We start from the raw sequence: 19,281 nt of genomic DNA on the forward strand, positions 1-19,281 counted from the left end.
CAAAAATCAGTAATCCAGCGTTATTGAATGCTGATTCGTAACGCTGCCGCCGTCGCAAAAGGACTTAATGTCGCGGTGCCTGCCAGCAACGCGCCTAAAATTGCCAGATACCCATCAACGGGCAAATGCATAGAAGCCGCGTCCATCGCGGCGGTGGCAAAGATGAGTAATGGGATAGTCAGCGGTAACACCAGTATGCTGAGCAGCACACCACCGCGCTTAAGTCCCACTGTCAGCGCCACGCCCGGCGCACCAAGAAAGCCAAGCGTAGGGGTTCCCAGCAGTAGCGTTAACGCCATCACTTGCCAGCCATAAACATCCATTCCCAGTAGCATTGCTACCAGGGGCGAAAGGATGAGTAACGGCAGACCGGTTACCATCCAGTGCGCCATCACCTTCGCCAGCACAGCGGCGGGCAAGGGTAACGGCAACAACATCAATTGTTCAAGACTGCCGTCCTGCAAATCGTCACGGAACAGTCGCTCGAGTGCCAGCAAGGATGAAAGCAGCGCGGCAACCCAGATAATGCCCGGCGCAATACGCGCCAGCAGTTGCGGCTCCGGACCGATACTGAGCGGAAAAAGGGTAATTACAATCAGGAAGAACCACAGCGGGTTGGCGATTTCGGCGCTATGGCGAAACGCTACGCGCAGCTCAAGACGGAAAATGCGCCAGAACATCATGCGGCCCCCGTTTGCGTCAGTGAAATGCGGCGAATTTTACTTTCAGCAACGTTGAGCGGCTGGTGGGTAGTCAGAATCACAATCCCCCCCTGCTCCGTATGCTGCGCCATACGCTGGGTCAGACGATCGACGCCGTTAACGTCAATCGCGGTAAAAGGCTCGTCGAGTATCCATAACGTGGCACGGGTCAACCACAGACGCGCTAAAGCGACGCGGCGTTGTTGCCCGGCAGAAAGTTGATTTACCGGAATATCTTCGAATCCGGCAAGCCCGGCCTGCGCCAGGGCTTCCAGACATTGTGCGGTATCGCCATCGCGATGATAAAAGTGCAGATTTTCTAACGCCGTCAGCCGGGTTTTGATCCCCGGCTGATGGCCTATCCATAACAGGTTTTGATGGTAGCTGTCGCGTACCTGATGCAAGGGCTGCCCTTGCCAGAGAACGTCACCCGCATCAGGGCGAGACAACCCCGTCAGCAAACGGAGAAGCGTTGTCTTCCCCGCGCCGTTGCTACCGGTGATTTGTACCCACTCTCCTGCGTTCAGCGTAAATGACAAGCCACTAAATAAGGTTCGTTCATCCCGCTCGCAAAGTAACTCTCTGGCTTCAAGCATACCCACGCAATAACCCTGTTAAAAACCTGGCTCGACTTCGCGCATATCGGGCAGCTTGTGCGCTATCCCTTTATGGCAATCAATACAGGTTTGCCCATCTTTCACCGCCTGGTCATGCATCTTCGCGGCAACCGATTTCTGGGCGGTTGTATCCATATACTCGAAGTTGTGACAGTTACGGCACTCCTGCGAGTTATTGTCCTTCATGCGCCGCCACTCATTCTGTGCCATCGTCAGGCGATGAGCTTCAAATTTCTGCGGCGTGTCAATAACGCCAAAAATTTTACCATACAGCTCTTTACTTGCTTTGAGCTTGCGTATCATCTTCGGCACAAACTCGTGCGGAACGTGACAATCCGGACAGGTCGCACGGACGCCGCTACGGTTGTTGTAGTGCACGGAATCCATGTATTCCTGATACACCGTGTTACGCATTTCGTGGCAGCTAATGCAGAACTCTTCGGTATTGGCTTTTTCCATCCCGGTGTTAAAGCCGCCCCAGAAGACGATGCCGCCGACAAAACCGATCAACAGCAGCGTCCCCAGCGCCAGACGGCTGGGGGTACGCCACCATTTCCACAGGCGCTTAATCAGACCAGGCTTACGGTCAGAATTTCCCATAATAACCTCTTATTTCCCGTAACCTTTTGATGGGGTAAAGGTATTCCCCACGATTGGCGCGGTATCGGCCTGCGGTACGTGACATTGCAGACAGAAATAACGACGCGGAGCCACTTCCGCGCCCACTTTGCCGTCGCTGTCCATAAAGTGAGTAGGACTAATGCGCGGCGCGCCAGTGGTGCGATAACTTTCGACACCGTGGCACTGCAAGCAGCGGTTGGTATTGGTCGTTACCTGATAACCTTCAACGCTATGCGGGATCATTGGCGGCTGATTCACATAGTTCAGCGGCATCCGATCCTGCTCTTTTGGCATCCGAATGGCCCCTTCCTGCGTCCCGGATACTTCCGGCGACTGGCTAAAATCGACGCCATTAGCCGCCCAAACCGCGCCGCTTACCACCAGGGCCAGCATCGCCGTCCATTGACACAGCGCTTTCTTCAGGTCATGGCTTTTCATGATTTCGCTCCCGAACTCCATCGTGTAGTTATTGTAAATACATCCTCAGAACAGACATCCACGCAGCGACCGCACGTCATGCAATCGCGGCTGGTGACCTGCACCGGGCTTTGTTCATCCAGCACCGGGGCACGTAGCACATGCGGTTCCGGGCAAACATGAAAACAATCCATACAGCGGTTACATTTCTGCCGATCGGTGGCCGCAACGGTAATCACACCTTTGCTACCCAGCACACCATACAGCGCGCCAACCGGACAAATGTGCCCGCACCAGCCGTGTTCAACGACCAGTAGATCAAATAAAAACAGCGCGAGAATAAGCAGCGCACCGCTGCCGAATCCCATTACCAGGCTGCGCCCCATCAGAGAAACGGGGTTGATCCATTCCCAGATGAGCGTGCCAGTTAAGGCTGATCCCACCAGAATGACCACCAACAACACGTAGCGAATGTGGCGTGGGATCGTCGCAGACTGATTGAGGTCAAAGCGCCTGCGTAACCAGTTCGCTAAGTCGGTAATCGGGTTCAGCGGGCAGACCCAGCTGCAAAATAATCGCTTTCCTGCCAGGGCGTAGAGCACGGTGATAATCACCGCACCAGTCAGCGCTACCGTGGCAGGCAGATGACCGCTGGCAAGGCTTTGCAGCGTCATCAGCGGATCGGTCAGCGGAACGGTGTCGAATAACAGGCTACTGCTGTAGTTGCCGTGCAAGATCCACACACCAAACCACGGACCGCTCAAAAACATCCCCAGCACGAAGAACTGACAAAGGCGACGTAACACTAACCAACGGTGACTGCGCCACCAGCCTTTTTTCTCCAGCGCCTCGCGCCCGGCGTCACGTTTACGATTTGCCATTGTTCCCCTCCAGCCAGCCGAAGCGGTAATGGTGACCTAACTCCCCTTTCGCTAGTGACAGCGGTAACACCTTGATTGCCGGTTGTTCCAGCACGCACACTTTTTCGCACTTACCGCAACCGGTACAGGCGTCGCTGTGAACCGTCGGCAGAAAGCGGGCGTGCTTACCGGTACGCGTGTTGCGCTCCAGCTCCAGGGTGATGGCCTCATCAATTTTCGGGCATTCGCGATAACAAACATCGCAGCGCAGCCCCTGAAAGTTGAGACAGTTTTCCTGGTCCACCAGCACCGCCAGCCCCATCCGCGCGTCGTCGATCGATTCGATCTCACGATCCAGCGCACCGCTCGGGCACACTTTGGCGCACGGAATGTCCTCACACATTTCGCAAGGAATATCCCGCGCAACAAAATATGGCGTGCCCGCCGACAGGCCAGAAGCCAGCGTCGCCAGTTTTAAGGTGTCGTAAGGGCAAGCCTGAACACACTGACCGCAACGCACACAGGCACTGGCAAAGGCGTTCTCGTTTATGGCTCCGGGCGGGCGCAACCGCACGCCAGATGCGCGTGCGGTTTGCTGTTGTAACCCCAGCGCCACACCCACGGCAGCCAGCCCGCCTGCTGTGCGAACAACATCGCGCAGAAAGCGGCGGCGACCATTTTGAGGTTTCGCTGACCGGGACATAATGGCTTACACCTTCTCCAGTTTGACCGCGCACTTCTTGAAGTCCGTCTCTTTCGAGAGCGGATCGGTCGCGTCCAGCGTCAGTTTGTTAACCAGCTGTGCGGCGTCGAAGAACGGCATGTACACCAGGCCCTGCGGCGGACGGTTACGACCGCGCGTTTCGACAATCGAGATCACTTCGCCACGGCGAGAAACCACTTTCACTTTGTCGCCACGACGCAGATCGCGCGCTTTCGCATCCAGCGGGTGAATAAACAGGACCGCTTCAGGGAAGGCGCGGTGCAGTTCCGGTACACGGCGAGTCATACTGCCGGTATGCCAGTGCTCCAGAACGCGTCCGGTAGAGAGCCACAGGTCGTACTCTTCATCCGGTGCCTCCGCCGCCGGTTCGAACGGCAGCGCGAAGATCACCGCTTTGCCATCCGGTTTACCGTAGAACTTGTAGCCTTCGCCCGCTTTCACGTACGGGTCGTTACCTTCGCTGTAACGCCACTGCGTTTCTTTACCGTTCACCACCGGCCAGCGCAGACCGCGTGCTTTGTGGTAGTCATCGAACGGCGCGAGATCGTGACCGTGACCGCGACCAAACCATGCGTACTCTTCGAACAGCCCTTTTTGCAGATAGAAGCCCAGCTCGCGGGATTCATCGTTCAGCTGATCTTCCGCCAGTTCGGATACCGGGTATTTGCTCACTTCCGGGGTGGCATACAGCACTTCGTACAGCGTTTTGCCACGCAGTTCCGGTTTCTTCGCCAGCAGCTCTTCCGGCCATACTTCTTCTGTTTTGAAGCGGCGGGAGAACTGGACTAACTGCCAGAGATCCGATTTCGCTTCGCCCGGTGCCTGTACCTGCTGACGCCAGAACTGAGTACGGCGTTCGGCGTTACCGTAAGCGCCCTCTTTCTCTACCCACATTGCGGTCGGCAGGATCAAGTCGGCGGCCAGCGCACTGACTGTCGGATACGGATCGGAAACGATGATAAAGTTGCGCGGATCGCGCCAGCCCGGCATACGCTCTTCATTAATGTTCGGCCCGGCCTGCATGTTGTTGGTACACATGGTCCAGTAAACATTCAGCTTGCCGTCTTTCAGCGCACGGTCTTGTGCCACCGCGTGCAGACCGATTTTCGCCGGAATGGTGCCGCTCGGGATATTCCACTTCTTCTCGCAGATATCACGGTGTTTCTCGTTAGTCACCACCATGTCCGCAGGCAGACGGTGAGCAAAGGTGCCCACTTCACGCGCAGTACCACACGCGGAAGGCTGCCCGGTCAGGGAGAACGGACCGCAACCCGGCTGGGAAATTTTGCCGGTCAGCAGGTGCAGGTTGTAGACCAGGTTGTTGGCCCACACACCACGGGTATGCTGGTTGAAGCCCATCGTCCAGTAGGAGATGACTTTCTTGTTCGGATCGGCATACAGCTGCGCCAGTTGTTCTAACTGGTCTTTCGGCACGCCGGTCATTTCGGCGGTTTTTTCCAGCGTATATTCAGCAACGAAGGCTTTGTAATCTTCAAAGCTCATCGGTTCGGAGGCGTCAGAACCCGGATTCTTCGCTGCTTTTTCCAGCGGATGGGTCGGACGTAAACCGTAGCCGATGTCCGTCGCCCCTTTGCGCAGGTTAACGTGTTTGCTGAAGAAGTCCTGATTTATCGCATTGTTTTGAATGATATAGTTGGCGATATAGTTCAGGATCACCAGGTCAGATTGCGGCGTAAAGATGATGCCGTTATCCGCCAGCTCGAAGCTACGATGCTGGTAGGTAGAAAGCACCGCCACGGTAACGTTCTGGTTAGAGAGACGACGGTTAGTGATGCGCGACCAGAGGATCGGGTGCATCTCCGCCATGTTTGCGCCCCACAGCACAAACGCGTCAGCCTGCTCGATGTCGTCGTAGCAGCCCATCGGCTCATCCATACCAAAGGTACGCATAAAGCCAACTACTGCCGACGCCATACAGTGACGCGCGTTCGGGTCGATGTTGTTCGAACGGAAGCCCGCTTTAAACAGCTTGGACGCGGCATAACCTTCCCAGATAGTCCACTGACCAGAACCGAACATACCGATCGATTCCGGCCCTTTTTCTTTCAGGGCAGTCTTAAATTTCTCTTCCATCACATCGAAGGCCTGATCCCAGGTGATTGGGGTAAATTCGCCTTCTTTGTCATATTTACCGTTTTTCATACGCAGCAGCGGCTGCGTCAAACGGTCTTTACCGTACATGATTTTGGGCAGGAAATAGCCCTTAATGCAGTTCAGGCCACGGTTAACCGGTGCGTCCGGGTCGCCCTGACAGGCCACCACACGCCCCTGCTGCGTTCCGACCAGAACGCCGCAACCCGTACCGCAGAAACGGCACGGCGCTTTATCCCATTTAATGGCTTCCTGCTGACCAACAACGGCGCGGGCAACGCCCGGCACGCTGAGACCGGCAGCCGCCGCAGCGGCCGCAACGGCGTTAGCTTTCATAAAGCTACGACGACTGAGTTTCATGGTGTTTCCTCACCTTGCTCTTCCTGCTGGTGATAAACCAGCGACACCGCCAGCACGCCCTCTACGTTGCGTACTGACTCAATGGTTTGGATCAGCGTTTCGCTGTCTTCTGCTTCTACCACCACAATCAACTGACCGCTCGGCGCGTCGCTGACAGCAACTTCACAGCCGGTAAAGGCGTTCAGTTGGGTGCTGATGTCTGAAATTCGTTCGCTTTTGGCCTGCACGACCAGGCTGCAAACTTGCCAGTTAGTGTGCATGGAGATACTCCGCAGTTATGGCTGATACCGGACAGCTGGCTGCACATGCTCCACATCCGTTGCAAAGTTGGCTATTAAGTTGCGGCTGGTAGATCCCGGAGAGCGTCGGGCGAAAGACAATTGCCATTGGCTCACAGCTATCCTGACAGCGGCGGCATTCAACTGACTGATACGCCAGGCACGCGTCCCCAATGGTGAACTGCAAATCCCAGGCCCTGGTGTGGCGCGGAGAAAATAGCGATTCGGGGCAAGCCTGCGCGCAGGCGTAACAGAAGCTGCACTCGTTATTTTTGAAATTAACGCTCGGATAGCCACCCGCGCCGCGTTGCAGAATGTTGTTTTCACAAGCATTAATACAGACATCACAGCGGGTGCAATGGGTCAGAAAATGAGATTCATCACCGGACCAGGGCGGACGGATACCGTTACTGGCTTTGCGCCAGCGACCAGTGAGTATGCCCCGACGGGATGCATCAATCTTCACATTGACCTTCCATCATTAACGCGCTCTGAAAATTGAGAGCGACCAAATAAACCGCATAATTAATAAGCCATTTTTATAGCCGCTAAGATATTAAAGGATGTGTCAAAGATGCATACCCCGATCGGGGTAAAACCTGTAGCAGGATCAAAAGAGTGGCGGGAAGCGTGGCAAAAACGGGCTTTTGCTCACATTTCAAATGGTTATAAACATATTTATATAGCGATTAATTCGCCAGAGATATTTCTGCTGGTTTGTTTTCTCATCAGAATTTAACACTAAAAGAGCAGGTAAAATTATCTGAATGTTCTTTAAGTTATTCATAAAGCAAATTAATAAATCTGATGAATATGTTAACCTTCAGCAACATCATCGGTGAAAACCTATAAATGAAGAAGGAAAGCAAAAAAATGAAGACCATTCTACCTGCAGTATTGTTTGCCGCTTTCGCCACCACTTCCGCCTGGGCGGCAGAAAGCGTCCAGCCACTGGAAAAAATCGCACCTTATCCACAAGCTGAAAAAGGCATGAAGCGTCAGGTGATTCAGTTAACTCCGCAAGAAGATGAATCTACCCTGAAAGTAGAACTGTTAATCGGTCAGACGCTGGAAGTCGACTGCAATTTGCATCGTCTCGGCGGGAAGCTGGAAAGCAAAACGCTGGAAGGCTGGGGCTATGATTATTATGTCTTTGATAAAGTTAGCTCGCCGGTTTCCACGATGATGGCCTGCCCGGATGGCAAGAAAGAGAAGAAATTTGTCACCGCGTATCTGGGCGATGCTGGAATGCTGCGTTACAACAGCAAGCTGCCGATCGTGGTGTATACGCCAGACAATGTGGATGTGAAGTACCGTGTCTGGAAGGCGGAAGAGAAAATTGACAACGCGGTTGTCCGCTAAACTGCTGTGAAGTGCTGCAACCTGTAGGCCGAATAAGGCGGTTACGCCGCATCCGACATCTAACGCCCGAGCCGGTTGCCTGATGCGACGCTGAAGCGTCTTATCAGCATACGCCACATCCGGCAAACCATGCCGGATGTGGCACATCATTACAACGCAATATCCGCCACTTCTTTTTGAACGGGTTGCGGTTTCAACTGCGGTTTCGGCGTACTATCTGCTGCCTGCGGCTTGTCGTATTTCAGCCCCAGCACTTCGCTGGTGTACTGCAACTCGCGTTCTGTTGCCGCTACATCACCGTTCAGCTTGCGTCCATAAGACGGAACGATCGCTTTCAACGTAGCCTGCCATTGCGGGCTGGAAACGCGATCGCCAAATACTTTTTCCAGCAGATTCAACATAATCGGCGCGGCGGTTGACGCTCCTGGCGATGCCCCCAGGAGCGCGGCAATGGTCCCTTGCTGGTCACTGACGACTTCAGTACCCAGACGCAGTACGCCACCTTTATCGGCATCACGCTTGATAATCTGCACGCGCTGCCCCGCTTGCCACAAACGCCAGTCCTCTTTTTTCGCCTGCGGATAGTACTCTTTCAACGCTTCAAAACGATCCTCTTCACTCAACATCACCTGACTCACCAGATATTTCACCAGATCGAAATTATCCAGCCCAACGTGCATCATCGGCATCACGTTAGAGGTGGTGGTGGAACTCATCAGATCCCACAATGAACCGTTTTTGAGGAATTTGGTTGAGAAGGTGGCAAATGGCCCAAACAGCACTACGCGTTTACCGTCAAGAACACGGGTATCGATATGCGGAACCGACATCGGTGGTGCGCCAACGGATGCTTTACCGTAAACCTTCGCCAGATGGTGATTAACCACGTCCGGGTTTTCCGAAACAAGGAACTGTCCGCCCACCGGGAAACCGGCGTAGTCTTTCGCCTCCGGAATCCCCGATTCCTGTAACAGTTTCAGCGCCGCACCGCCCGCGCCGATAAAGACAAATTTGGCGCGGATGTTCTGTGCAGTGCCGTTTTTCAGATCGGCAACGGTGACGGTCCAGCTGTTATCGTCATTACGCTTTAGGGCGCGGACTTCGCTGCTGAGTTGCAGCGAGAAGTTAGATTTCTTCTGTAAGGAGGCGATCAACTGGCGGGTGATCTCGCCATAGTTCACATCAGTGCCAATTTCTGTGCGTGTTGCCGCTACTTTCTGTTGCGGATCGCGCCCTTCCATCACTAACGGTGCCCACTCTTTGATCTGCGCGTGATCTTCAGAGTAACGCATACCGCGAAACAGCGAGCTTTGTTGCAACGCGGCGTAACGGGCGCGCAGGAAATTAACGTTATCCTCGCCCCAGACAAAGCTCATATGCGGAACGGTATTGATAAATGAACGCGGAGTACGCAGCACACCGCGCTCGACCTGGTGCGCCCAGAACTGGCGGGAAATCTGAAATGCTTCGTTAATGGCGACTGCTTTTTCAATACTGATGCTGCCGTCGGCATTTTGCGGGGTGTAATTGAGTTCCATCAGTGCAGAATGCCCGGTTCCGGCGTTGTTCCAGCCGTTCGAACTCTCCTGCGCGACACCTTCCAGGCGCTCCACCATGGTCATCGACCATTCAGGCTCCAGCTCGCGTAAATAGGTCCCCAACGTGGCGCTCATAATGCCGCCGCCAATCAACAGTACATCAGTTTCCTGCTCCTCGGACGCTTTCGCTTTTGCCGCCATCGAAACGGCATTAAGCCCCACGGCCATCGAGAAGAGCATGGCAGTCACTTTTTTCATCTTGTTAATGCCTTACTTTTAGTCGCTTTATTGCAGGTGAGATTTGCGCGGCATCAACGGTAACACTTAAGTAACAACATTTAAATAATGTTTATAAATTATATTCTAATTTTAGAAACATTATAATTTCGTTGATTAATTATAGGGTTATTAGAAACGAAGGTATTTTTAGAATATTGACCTGGCGGCAGCAGTCCGCCAGGTCAGCGTCGTAATATTATGCCGTCCGGGCAACGGCATCACGCGAAGCAGCATCGCGCTCTTCGCCTGTCAGCTCGCTAAGTTGCCCGTTGCGCATTTCCAGCAGGCGGTCAGCGTGGATAAAGTAATGATCATCATGACTGATGGCGAATATGGTTTTACCCATCTCCTGCATCAGCGGCAGCAGCACCTGATAAAACTCACGACGGAAGTGTGGGTCCTGATCCGCCGCCCATTCATCCAGCAGGATAATATCGCGTTCTTCTGCCAGCGCCAGCAACAGCGCCACGCGTTTTTTCTGCCCTTTTGATAACTTCAGGTTAACAATACGCCCGTTGCTTAACTCAAGCTTATGAGCCATTTTCAGCTGCACCAGCCACTTCTCAACCAGTTGCGGGTTAGCGGGTTGCCCCTCCGGCCCCAGCAGTTGATCAAACAGCCAGACATCGGTAAACACTGCCGAAAACAGTTTGCGATAATCTTCCGGTTGTTCGCCGCTGACAGGTTTGCCATCCAGCAAGATTTCGCCGCTTTGTGGCTGATACAAGCCCGTCAGCAACATCGCCAGCGTCGATTTTCCGCTACCGTTGCCACCAATCAGAAACAGCAGTTCACCACGTTTGATGGTGAGGTTAATCGGCCCAACGGAAAACGCGTTATCCTGATAAGCAAACGTCACGTTACGCAGCTCCAACGTTTGCCAGTTGGGAAACGCCTGCGGGCGCGGAAACTCTGCTTTGAAAGGCGCGAGCGCGAATTTGTTCAGCTTGTTAAACGCCACCTGCGCCGTCAGCAGCGTCGGCAATGCGCCAACCGCCGAAAGCAGCGGCGTACGCAGGAATAAAAGCGTCAACGAATAGGTCGCGGCAACGTTGGTATCAGCCCAACCGAGACTGTTCGCCATCCAGAACACCAGGCCGATAGCGCCCAGCATCATGATGTTTGACCAGTTCACGGCACTAAGATGGAAGGTGTCTGCGCGGATAATATGATGGCGATACTCTTGCGCATCAGGAATGTAGAGGTTGTTAAACACATACTCGGCGCGTTCCCGGTTCAGAGTCAGCTCTTTGCGCCCTTCGAGTACGGTTTGAAAATCCGTGTACAGCTTATCTTCGGTTTCACGCAGGGTCGCCATATGTTTGTACACCCGCGCCACCAGCACAAAACCGCCCCAGATGGTGACTGCCATCCAGATAGCCGTTACCAGCAACATTTTGCCCGACAGCATCCACAAATACGCCGCGGAACCGATAGTGAGAATGATCCCCTGCACCAGTTCCGGCAGACGCACAAAAGCAATGGTGATATTGCGCACATCGCTGGTTAACCCCGCCAGCAACGAAGCGCTACCAAGTTGTTCAATGCGCTCGACGTGGGTATCCAGAACCCGCTTGATAAATTCACTACGCAGTCGGTAAACGAAGTGATGCCCCAAAGTGGTGAGCGCCAGTTGCGATCCGAGAGTGACGGCCATCAACAGCAGCAATAACCCCAGAAACTCCGGCAATACCAGCAGACTGGTATCCGCCGTTTCGATAAGGCGCTGATTGATAAAAGCAATTAAGCCAATGCCTAATGCCGCACTGGCGAGGCTTAGCGCCATCACACTGATAAATGGCCAGCGATACTGCCGCCAGACAAGTACAAGAAGTTCCATGCAGAAAACCCGGACAATGAATTACAGCCCGCAGTTTAAACATCTTCGTGCGCACAGCAATAATAATTCTTATTTTTATTCTTTTTTACCTGCCTGACGGAATGTCAGGTTGTAGCGGCAGTCGGTGGTGAGTGGATGAACCCCCACTTTCAACGGTTGAATGCCATGATAAAACAGCCGCGACTCACCACCCCATACCACCACATCGCCATGTTCCAACAACAAACGTTTGAGCGGATCATTTCGTTTCAGGCCGCCAAATTGAAAAATCGCGGGTAAGCCCAGAGAAACAGAAACAATTGGCGCGCGCAGATCCGGTTCGTCTTTATCCTGATGCAGCGACAGTTTCGCGCCAGGAACGTAGCGGTTGATCAAACAGGCATCTGGCTGGAAATCTGGATAGCCCGCTGCCGTAGCCGCACGTTGACATAAATGATGAAAACTCTGCGGCATGGCGGGCCACGGTTTATTTGTTTGCGGATCAATGGGCGAATAGAGATAACCTTGCCGATGGGTCGTCCAGCCCAGATGCCCACAGTTGGTCATCGCCACCGACATGGTATATCCGCCTGGAGTGACCATCTGGCGAAACGGCGACTGGCTGGCAACGTCATTAATATCGCGGATCAGTTGCTCCGCAGCGTTAAAAGCAAAACGGTGCAAAATCACCGCTCCAGCCGCCAGTGGTTCTTGCCACGGTTCAGCATCGGCAAACAGATCCAACATTACCTTTCCTCATTTTCAGCTTCGCGGCGCAGCAGTTGCGCTTTGCGCGACACGCCCCAGCGGTAACCGGAAAGTGTGCCATCACCACGGACCACCCGATGACAAGGTATAACGATAGCTAGCTTGTTGGCGGCACAGGCGCTGGCAACGGCCCGTACCGCTTTCGGTTTGCCAATGGCGTTAGCCAGTTGCTGATAACTGACGGTTTCACCGCAAGGTATCGTGCGCAGTGCCTGCCAGACTTGTTGCTGAAAAGCAGTGCCGCGAATGTCCAGTGGTAACGTCAGCGGCGTATCGCGTTGATTGAGGCTGGCGATCACTTCACGCACATGTTGCTGAAACGTAAGATCGGCAGGCGCGCTGTCGGCAGCGGGAAACATCTGCTGTAACTCGCTGATTAGTGTCGCGTCATCATCGCCCAGTAATATCGCGCAAATCCCCCGCTCACTTTCTGCCACCAGGCAACGGCCCAGCTCACAATCAGCCAGCGCGTAACGCACCGCCAGATTTTCGCCACCGTGACGGAATTGTTTAGCCGTCATGCCCAGCGTTTCGTCGGCTTTACGGTAGTAACTGCTGCCGTCGGGGAATCCGGCACTGAGAATCGCCTGAGTCACGCTCTCCCCTTTTGCCAGAGACTCCCGCAATCGGCGAGCACGCCAGGCCTGCTGCCAGGCTTTCGGCGTCATTCCGGTAGTCGCTTTAAACAATCTATGCAAATGGAACGGACTCATCGCCAGCTGTTCGGCTAAGGATTCCAGCGTTACAGGCGTTTCCTGTTCCAGCAGTCGGCAGGCGTGGGTGATTTTATCAAGGCGATGTTGTTGGGGATTGGCTTTGTCTGGCTGACAACGTTTGCAGGGGCGAAAGCCAGCGGCAAGCGCCTCACTGGCATCGGCATAGAAAGAAACGTTTTCCCGCAAAGCATGTCTGGCGCGGCAAGACGGACGGCAAAAGATGCCTGTGGTGCGCACGGCGAAAACGAATTCGCCGTCGGCATTCGGGTCGCGGGCTAAGACAGATTGCCAGCGTTGATCGTCAGTTAAGCATGTGGCGTTTTTCATAATCAGCTCCCTGGTTAAGGATAGCCTTTAGTCTGCCCGGTCACCATTGCACAAAAACCAACAATCTTGCGCTTTAATTTTTTTCGCTGATAAGGAAGCTTTTAAACTGCGGCGACATCCAGGTTTTAAAACTATCACCCTCTTTGGTGATCATGTAGACCGCCAGTCCTTCCCGGCGAACAACCTCTTTGGCTTTCTCCGGCCCGAGCACCATTAAGCCAGTATCCCAGGCATCGGCCTCCAGCGCCGTCGGGGCAATCACCGTCACGGATACCAGATTGTGTTCGATAGGACGCCCGGTTTGCGGATCGATAACATGGGAAAGACGTTTGCCGTCCAGTTCGTAATAGTTACGGTAGCTGCCAGAGGTGCTAATGCCATGACCGTTGATATCCACCACCGCCTGAACCGCGTTTTCTTTATCGGTTGGTTTTTGAATCGCTACCCGCCACGGCTGGCCTGCACCGTTCATACCACGGCTGTTCAGCGCGCCGCCCACCGACACCAGATAGCGGGAAATCCCTTCCTGCTCCATCAAGCGTGCCAGGTGATCCGCCGCATAACCTTCACCGACGGTAGAGAGATCGACATATAAATCCGGCAGGTCTTTTTGCAGATATTGCTGGTGGGACTGATTAATCACCGTCAGGTGCTGTAAGCCGGTTTTGGCTTTCATCGCATCGATCTGTTCCTGGCTCGGAATTTGAACCGGCTGTTGTTCCGGGCCAAAGCCCCACAGATTCACCAGCGGCCCGACGGTAATATCCATCGCGCCATCGGTCTTCGCGCCAATGCGTAGCGAGGTGGTGACGATATCGGCCATCGCTTCACTTACTGGCCACGGCGACAAACTTTGCGAGTCGTTAAAGCGCATCAGCGCGGAATCTTTTTTATAGGTCGAAAGCAGCTGATCGTCGGCGTCCAGCTGGGTCTGAATCTTTTCTTTAAGTTCGGCACTGCGTTTGGCGTCAATGCCCGGAATGCTGGCACGCCAGAAGGTACCCATGGTTTTGCCTTCAAGAACGGTAACTTCAGTAGCGTGGGTTTTGGCGGGTTGTGGTTTTTGATCGCAACCAACAAAGAAGAGCGCGGCAGCCAGCAGTGCCACGCGGGTAAAGCTTATTTCCATACGTGATTATCCTCATGCGAACGGTCGCAAGAGTACACCAAAAAACTGTGTTTGTACGCTGAAAACAATGAAAAAAGGGCCCGCAGGCCCTTTGTTCGATATCAATCGAGATTAGAACTGGTAAACCAGACCCAGAGCTACGATGTTATCAGTGTTGATGCCAGCGTCACGAGTGAACTGGTTGTCGTCCAGCAGGTTGATTTTGTAGTCAACATAGGTGGACATGTTTTTGTTGAAGTAGTAAGTAGCACCAACATCAACATATTTCAGGATATCTTCGTCGTCGTAGTTACGAGTACCGATGGTGCCCAGGTTTTTACCTTTAGACTGCAGGTATGCTACAGACGGGCGCAGACCGAAGTCGAACTGGTACTGAGCAACAGCTTCGAAGTTCTGTGCTTTGTTCGCCCAACCCAGGGAACCTACGCGAGTTGCGTTGTAGGTCTGGGTGTACTGAGCAGCCAGGTAGATGTTGTTAGCGTCGTATTTCAGACCACCAGTGTAGGTTTCAGCACGGTCGCCAGTACCGATCAGACCAGTGTTGTTCTGATCCCAGGTACGTTTGGAGCTGGAGATCGCACCACCGATACCAAAGCCTTCGTAATCATAAGTGATAGATCCGCCAACGCCGTCGCCGTTCTGACGCAGAGCTTTACGACCATTGTTGGTGATGCCATGGCCAGTGAAATCCGGATCACTTTCACCGCTTACGCTACCATTCTGGCCCTGGTACTGAACAGCAAAGTTCAGGCCATCAACCAGACCGAAGAAGTCAGTGTTACGGTAGGTCGCGAAGCCGTTACCACGCTGCTGCATAAAGTTGTCAGAACCGTAAGTGTCGCCACCGAATTCTGGCAGTACGTCGGTCCAGGAAGTTACGTCGTAAACTACGCCGTAGTTACGACCATAGTCGATAGAACCGATGTCCTGGAATTTCAGACCAGCAAATGCCACACGGGTCCAGGAGTTGTTTTCGCTTTCCGGAGCGTTGCCCTGGATCTGATATTCCCACTGGCCGTAACCGGTCAGTTGGTCAGTAACCTGAGTTTCACCTTTGAAGCCAAGACGCATGTAGGTCTGGTCGCCATCTACAGACTTGTCGTCAGAGAAATAGTGCAGGCCGTCTACTTTACCGTACAGATCTAATTTGTTGCCGTCTTTGTTGTAAACTTCAGCAGCGTTTGCTGCGCCTGCTACCAGCAGAGCTGGGACCAGGAGGGACAGTACTTTAACTTTCATGTTATTAACCCTCTGTTATATGCCTTTATTTGCTTTTTTATGCCACTGCATACTGATTAACCCTCATTAATCAGTCGGCAAGTCCATTCTCCCCAAAAATGCAGAATAATCCAACACGAATATGATACTAAAACTTTTAAGATGTTTCATTTATCGCTATAGATGTTTCAGAATGTAAATGAAAGGGAACTTTTTAAGATTATTGCGGAATGACCAAATAAGCACCTAACATCAAGCAATATTAATTCAAGGTTAAAATCAATAACTTATTCTTAATTATTTGACAGCACTGAATGTCAAAACAAAACCTTCACTCGCAACTAGAATATCTTCCGCTATCATCATTAACTTTATTTATTACCGTCATTCATTTCTGAATGTCTGTTTACCCCTATTTCAACCGGATGCCTCGCATCCGGTTTTTTTTTACCCTTCTTTACACACTTTTCATTATTCTGTGCTACCACAGAAAAACTATAACGCTTGTTAACTATTTCACAAATAATTAACATCAGCATAATTTCCAGCAATCTTCGTTTATTTGCAATTAATTTCGTTAGGCTTTTTGTAGGTTATTTGTACAGCAAAATGGCGCTTGTACATCTATTTCCCCCAATGCAGGATGATAAATATCACGGGAGAATAGAGAATCATCAATCCGGTAAGAGTCTGGAATTTCACACTGTACCCTTTATACTGCCCTATCACTTCGCGAAGTTTTAACAGGTCATAAACACGAATGCGTCAGAAAGAGACAACGGCCACGACCCGCTTTTCACTCCTACCGGGGAGCATTACCCGCTTCTTTTTACTGTTGATCATTGTGTTACTGGTGACGATGGGTGTAATGGTACAAAGCGCCGTTAACGCCTGGCTGAAAGATAAAAGTTACCAGATTGTCGACATTACCCACGCTATCCAAAAGCGCGTCGATACCTGGCGTTACGTGACCTGGCAGATCTACGACAACATTGCCGCGACGACCACCCCCTCCTCCGGCGAAGGTTTACAAGAGACGCGCCTGAAACAGGATGTCTACTATCTGGAGAAACCACGCCGCAAAACGGAAGCGTTAATCTTTGGCTCTCACGACAACTCAACGCTTGAGATGACTCAACGGATGTCCACTTATCTGGATACATTGTGGGGCGCAGAAAATGTACCGTGGTCGATGTATTACCTGAATGGTCAGGATAACAGTCTGGTGCTGATCTCAACCCTGCCCCTCAAAGATCTCACCTCCGGATTTAAAGAATCGACCGTCAGCGACATTGTTGATTCACGTCGTGCAGAGATGTTGCAACAGGCCAACGCCCTCGATGAACGCGAAAGCTTTTCTAACATGCGCCGCCTGGCCTGGCAGAACGGTCATTACTTTACCTTGCGTACCACGTTCAACCAGCCGGGACATCTGGCAACGGTTGTGGCTTTTGATCTGCCGATTAATGATTTGATCCCACCGGGTATGCCGCTGGACAGTTTCCGCCTTGAGCCAGACGCGACGGCAACGGGAGACAATGATAATGAGAAAGAAGGGACGGATAGCGTCAGTATCCACTTTAACAGTACGAAGATTGAAATCTCCTCGGCACTCAACTCTACCGATATGCGCCTGGTCTGGCAGGTTCCTTATGGCACCTTATTGCTGGATACGTTGCAAAACATTCTGCTGCCACTGCTGCTGAACATCGGTTTGCTGGCGCTGGCGTTATTTGGCTATACCACATTTCGCCATTTCTCCAGTCGCAGTACAGAAAGTCTACCCAACACGGCGGTCAATAACGAATTGCGCATTTTACGGGCAATCAATGAAGAGATAGTCTCACTACTGCCGCTCGGCCTGCTGGTTCACGATCAGGAATCGAACCGCACTGTCATAAGTAACAAAATTGCCGATCATTTGCTGCCGCATTTGAATCTGCAAAACATCACCACCATGGCGGAACAGCATCAGGGGATTATTCAGGCGACGATCAATAACGAGCTGTATGAGATCCGCATGTTCCGCAGCCAGGTTGCGCCGCGCACACAAATTTTCATTATTCGCGATCAGGATCGCGAAGTGCTGGTAAACAAGAAACTCAAGCAGGCGCAGCGTCTGTATGAGAAAAACCAGCAGGGGCGGATGACCTTTATGAAAAACATTGGCGATGCGCTGAAAGAACCCGCACAGTCCCTGGCGGAGAGCGCGGCTAAACTCAACGCCCCGGAAGGCAAACAACTGACGAATCAGGCGGATGTGCTGGTGCGGCTGGTCGATGAAATACAGTTAGCGAACATGCTTGCGGACGATAGCTGGAAAAGTGAGACGGTGCTGTTCTCCGTGCAGGATTTAATTGATGAAGTTGTGCCTTCAGTGTTGCCTGCCATCAAGCGTAAAGGTCTGCAACTGCTGATTAACAATCATCTGAAAGCACACGATATGCGCCGCGGCGATCGCGATGCCTTACGACGTATTTTGCTGCTACTGATGCAATATGCCGTGACCTCAACGCAATTGGGAAAAATCACCCTTGAGGTTGATCAGGATGAGTCCTCCGAAGACCGCCTGACGTTCCGCATTCTGGACACGGGAGAAGGCGTAAGTATTCATGAAATGGATAATTTGCACTTCCCGTTTATCAACCAGACCCAAAACGATCGCTATGGCAAGGCGGACCCGCTGGCATTCTGGCTGAGCGATCAACTGGCGCGTAAACTGGGCGGTCATTTAAACATCAAAACGCGGGATGGGCTTGGTACTCGCTACTCTGTGCATATCAAAATGCTCGCAGCTGACCCGGAAGTTGAAGAGGAAGAAGAGCGTTTACTGGATGATGTCTGCGTAATGGTGGATGTTACTTCGGCAGAAATTCGGAATATTGTCACTCGCCAGTTAGAAAATTGGGGTGCAACCTGTATCACACCCGATGAAAGATTAATTAGTCAAGATTATGATATCTTTTTAACGGATAATCCGTCTAATCTTACTGCCTCTGGCTTGCTTTTAAGCGATGATGAGTCTGGCGTACGGGAAATTGGGCCTGGTCAATTGTGCGTCAACTTCAATATGAGCAACGCTATGCAGGAAGCGGTCTTACAATTAATTGAAGTGCAACTGGCGCAGGAAGAGGTGACAGAATCGCCTCTGGGCGGAGATGAAAATGCGCAACTCCATGCCAGCGGCTATTATGCGCTCTTTGTAGACACAGTACCGGATGATGTTAAGAGGCTGTATACTGAAGCAGCAACCAGTGACTTTGCTGCGTTAGCCCAAACGGCTCATCGTCTTAAAGGCGTATTTGCCATGCTAAATCTGGTACCCGGCAAGCAGTTATGTGAAACGCTGGAACATCTGATTCGTGAGAAGGATGTTCCAGGAATAGAAAAATACATCAGCGACATTGACAGTTATGTCAAGAGCTTGCTGTAGCA

General features: G+C 52.4%; 18 protein-coding genes. 3 read left to right on the top strand and 15 right to left on the bottom strand.

What is annotated here, in order from left to right; translation table 11 throughout:
• Positions 1–20 precede the first annotated feature (20 nt).
• Genes ccmB through napF form a run of 9 tightly spaced genes read right to left on the bottom strand, consistent with a single transcriptional unit; the run spans position 21 to position 7,156 of the window.
• A complete protein-coding gene (gene ccmB, locus ACJHWT_RS02220; protein ID WP_000971720.1) occupies positions 21–683 on the bottom strand; it encodes a heme exporter protein CcmB in 663 nt (220 codons plus the stop codon).
• Positions 680–1,303, bottom strand: a complete 624-nt coding sequence (gene ccmA / locus ACJHWT_RS02225; protein ID WP_000525567.1) for a cytochrome c biogenesis heme-transporting ATPase CcmA — start codon at positions 1,301–1,303, stop codon at positions 680–682. The genes ccmB and ccmA overlap by 4 nt, the downstream gene beginning before the upstream one ends.
• A 12-nt stretch (positions 1,304–1,315) precedes the next feature.
• Positions 1,316–1,918 (bottom strand): cytochrome c-type protein NapC, encoded by a 603-nt coding sequence (napC, locus tag ACJHWT_RS02230; RefSeq protein WP_000528376.1) that lies wholly within the window; start codon positions 1,916–1,918, stop codon positions 1,316–1,318.
• A 9-nt stretch (positions 1,919–1,927) separates the two neighbouring features.
• Entirely contained in the window at positions 1,928–2,377 is a 450-nt protein-coding gene (gene napB, locus ACJHWT_RS02235; RefSeq protein WP_000835174.1) for a nitrate reductase cytochrome c-type subunit, read from the bottom strand.
• Entirely contained in the window at positions 2,374–3,237 is an 864-nt protein-coding gene (gene napH / locus ACJHWT_RS02240) for a quinol dehydrogenase ferredoxin subunit NapH (RefSeq protein WP_000013515.1), read from the bottom strand. The genes napB and napH overlap by 4 nt, the downstream gene beginning before the upstream one ends.
• Complete coding sequence (napG, locus tag ACJHWT_RS02245; RefSeq protein ID WP_000091291.1) at positions 3,224–3,919, bottom strand: ferredoxin-type protein NapG; 696 nt, start codon at positions 3,917–3,919, stop codon at positions 3,224–3,226. The genes napH and napG overlap by 14 nt, the downstream gene beginning before the upstream one ends.
• 6 nt (positions 3,920–3,925) lie before the next feature.
• Entirely contained in the window at positions 3,926–6,412 is a 2,487-nt protein-coding gene (gene napA / locus ACJHWT_RS02250) for a nitrate reductase catalytic subunit NapA (RefSeq protein WP_000778069.1), read from the bottom strand.
• Positions 6,409–6,672, bottom strand: coding sequence for a chaperone NapD (napD, locus tag ACJHWT_RS02255; protein WP_000557384.1), 264 nt, complete (start codon positions 6,670–6,672; stop codon positions 6,409–6,411). The genes napA and napD overlap by 4 nt, the downstream gene beginning before the upstream one ends.
• Positions 6,662–7,156, bottom strand: a complete 495-nt coding sequence (gene napF / locus ACJHWT_RS02260) for a ferredoxin-type protein NapF (protein WP_065203318.1) — start codon at positions 7,154–7,156, stop codon at positions 6,662–6,664. The genes napD and napF overlap by 11 nt, the downstream gene beginning before the upstream one ends.
• Positions 7,157–7,264: 108 nt before the next feature.
• On the opposite strand from napF, the gene ACJHWT_RS02265 reads away from it, so the two are divergent.
• Together ACJHWT_RS02265 and eco are read left to right on the top strand one after the other, a co-directional pair.
• Complete coding sequence (locus tag ACJHWT_RS02265; RefSeq protein WP_001296243.1) at positions 7,265–7,429, top strand: hypothetical protein; 165 nt, start codon at positions 7,265–7,267, stop codon at positions 7,427–7,429.
• A gap of 113 nt (positions 7,430–7,542) precedes the next feature.
• Positions 7,543–8,052, top strand: coding sequence for a serine protease inhibitor ecotin (eco, locus tag ACJHWT_RS02270; protein WP_000712252.1), 510 nt, complete (start codon positions 7,543–7,545; stop codon positions 8,050–8,052).
• Positions 8,053–8,201: 149 nt separating this feature from the next.
• On the opposite strand, the gene mqo is transcribed toward eco, so the two are convergent.
• The 6 genes from mqo to ompC form a co-directional block, all read right to left on the bottom strand.
• Positions 8,202–9,848, bottom strand: a complete 1,647-nt coding sequence (mqo, locus tag ACJHWT_RS02275; protein WP_000758050.1) for a malate dehydrogenase (quinone) — start codon at positions 9,846–9,848, stop codon at positions 8,202–8,204.
• A 217-nt stretch (positions 9,849–10,065) separates the two neighbouring features.
• Positions 10,066–11,709 (bottom strand): microcin J25 efflux ABC transporter YojI, encoded by a 1,644-nt coding sequence (yojI, locus tag ACJHWT_RS02280; RefSeq protein ID WP_000422234.1) that lies wholly within the window; start codon positions 11,707–11,709, stop codon positions 10,066–10,068.
• 75 nt (positions 11,710–11,784) lie between these two features.
• Positions 11,785–12,435, bottom strand: coding sequence for a DNA oxidative demethylase AlkB (gene alkB / locus ACJHWT_RS02285; RefSeq protein WP_000884929.1), 651 nt, complete (start codon positions 12,433–12,435; stop codon positions 11,785–11,787).
• Positions 12,435–13,499 (bottom strand): bifunctional DNA-binding transcriptional regulator/O6-methylguanine-DNA methyltransferase Ada, encoded by a 1,065-nt coding sequence (ada, locus tag ACJHWT_RS02290; protein ID WP_000786347.1) that lies wholly within the window; start codon positions 13,497–13,499, stop codon positions 12,435–12,437. The genes alkB and ada overlap by 1 nt, the downstream gene beginning before the upstream one ends.
• A 73-nt stretch (positions 13,500–13,572) precedes the next feature.
• Entirely contained in the window at positions 13,573–14,628 is a 1,056-nt protein-coding gene (gene apbE, locus ACJHWT_RS02295; protein ID WP_000406059.1) for an FAD:protein FMN transferase ApbE, read from the bottom strand.
• Between the two features lie 111 nt (positions 14,629–14,739).
• Positions 14,740–15,867, bottom strand: a complete 1,128-nt coding sequence (gene ompC, locus ACJHWT_RS02300; RefSeq protein WP_000865545.1) for a porin OmpC — start codon at positions 15,865–15,867, stop codon at positions 14,740–14,742.
• Between the two features lie 739 nt (positions 15,868–16,606).
• On the opposite strand from ompC, the gene rcsD reads away from it, so the two are divergent.
• Positions 16,607–19,279, top strand: a complete 2,673-nt coding sequence (rcsD, locus tag ACJHWT_RS02305; RefSeq protein WP_001249154.1) for a phosphotransferase RcsD — start codon at positions 16,607–16,609, stop codon at positions 19,277–19,279.
• Positions 19,280–19,281: the final 2 nt, after the last annotated feature.

It is taken from the genome of Escherichia sp. WS338, from assembly GCF_046486405.1.
GTDB classification, from domain to species: Bacteria; Pseudomonadota; Gammaproteobacteria; order Enterobacterales; family Enterobacteriaceae; genus Escherichia; species Escherichia coli.

Bases quoted from the DNA above. Each gene is read 5' to 3' on its own strand.
- napC (WP_000528376.1), bottom strand. From the start codon at position 1,918: ATGGGAAATTCTGACCGTAAGCCTGGTCTGATTAAGCGCCTGTGGAAA.
- yojI (WP_000422234.1), bottom strand. From the start codon at position 11,709: ATGGAACTTCTTGTACTTGTCTGGCGGCAGTATCGCTGGCCATTTATC.
- ada (WP_000786347.1), bottom strand. From the start codon at position 13,499: ATGAAAAACGCCACATGCTTAACTGACGATCAACGCTGGCAATCTGTC.
- ACJHWT_RS02265 (WP_001296243.1), top strand. From the start codon at position 7,265: ATGCATACCCCGATCGGGGTAAAACCTGTAGCAGGATCAAAAGAGTGG.
- mqo (WP_000758050.1), bottom strand. From the start codon at position 9,848: ATGAAAAAAGTGACTGCCATGCTCTTCTCGATGGCCGTGGGGCTTAAT.
- napG (WP_000091291.1), bottom strand. From the start codon at position 3,919: ATGTCCCGGTCAGCGAAACCTCAAAATGGTCGCCGCCGCTTTCTGCGC.
- napA (WP_000778069.1), bottom strand. From the start codon at position 6,412: ATGAAACTCAGTCGTCGTAGCTTTATGAAAGCTAACGCCGTTGCGGCC.
- alkB (WP_000884929.1), bottom strand. From the start codon at position 12,435: ATGTTGGATCTGTTTGCCGATGCTGAACCGTGGCAAGAACCACTGGCG.
- eco (WP_000712252.1), top strand. From the start codon at position 7,543: ATGAAGAAGGAAAGCAAAAAAATGAAGACCATTCTACCTGCAGTATTG.
- apbE (WP_000406059.1), bottom strand. From the start codon at position 14,628: ATGGAAATAAGCTTTACCCGCGTGGCACTGCTGGCTGCCGCGCTCTTC.
- ompC (WP_000865545.1), bottom strand. From the start codon at position 15,867: ATGAAAGTTAAAGTACTGTCCCTCCTGGTCCCAGCTCTGCTGGTAGCA.
- ccmB (WP_000971720.1), bottom strand. From the start codon at position 683: ATGATGTTCTGGCGCATTTTCCGTCTTGAGCTGCGCGTAGCGTTTCGC.
- napB (WP_000835174.1), bottom strand. From the start codon at position 2,377: ATGAAAAGCCATGACCTGAAGAAAGCGCTGTGTCAATGGACGGCGATG.
- napH (WP_000013515.1), bottom strand. From the start codon at position 3,237: ATGGCAAATCGTAAACGTGACGCCGGGCGCGAGGCGCTGGAGAAAAAA.
- napD (WP_000557384.1), bottom strand. From the start codon at position 6,672: ATGCACACTAACTGGCAAGTTTGCAGCCTGGTCGTGCAGGCCAAAAGC.
- rcsD (WP_001249154.1), top strand. From the start codon at position 16,607: ATGCGTCAGAAAGAGACAACGGCCACGACCCGCTTTTCACTCCTACCG.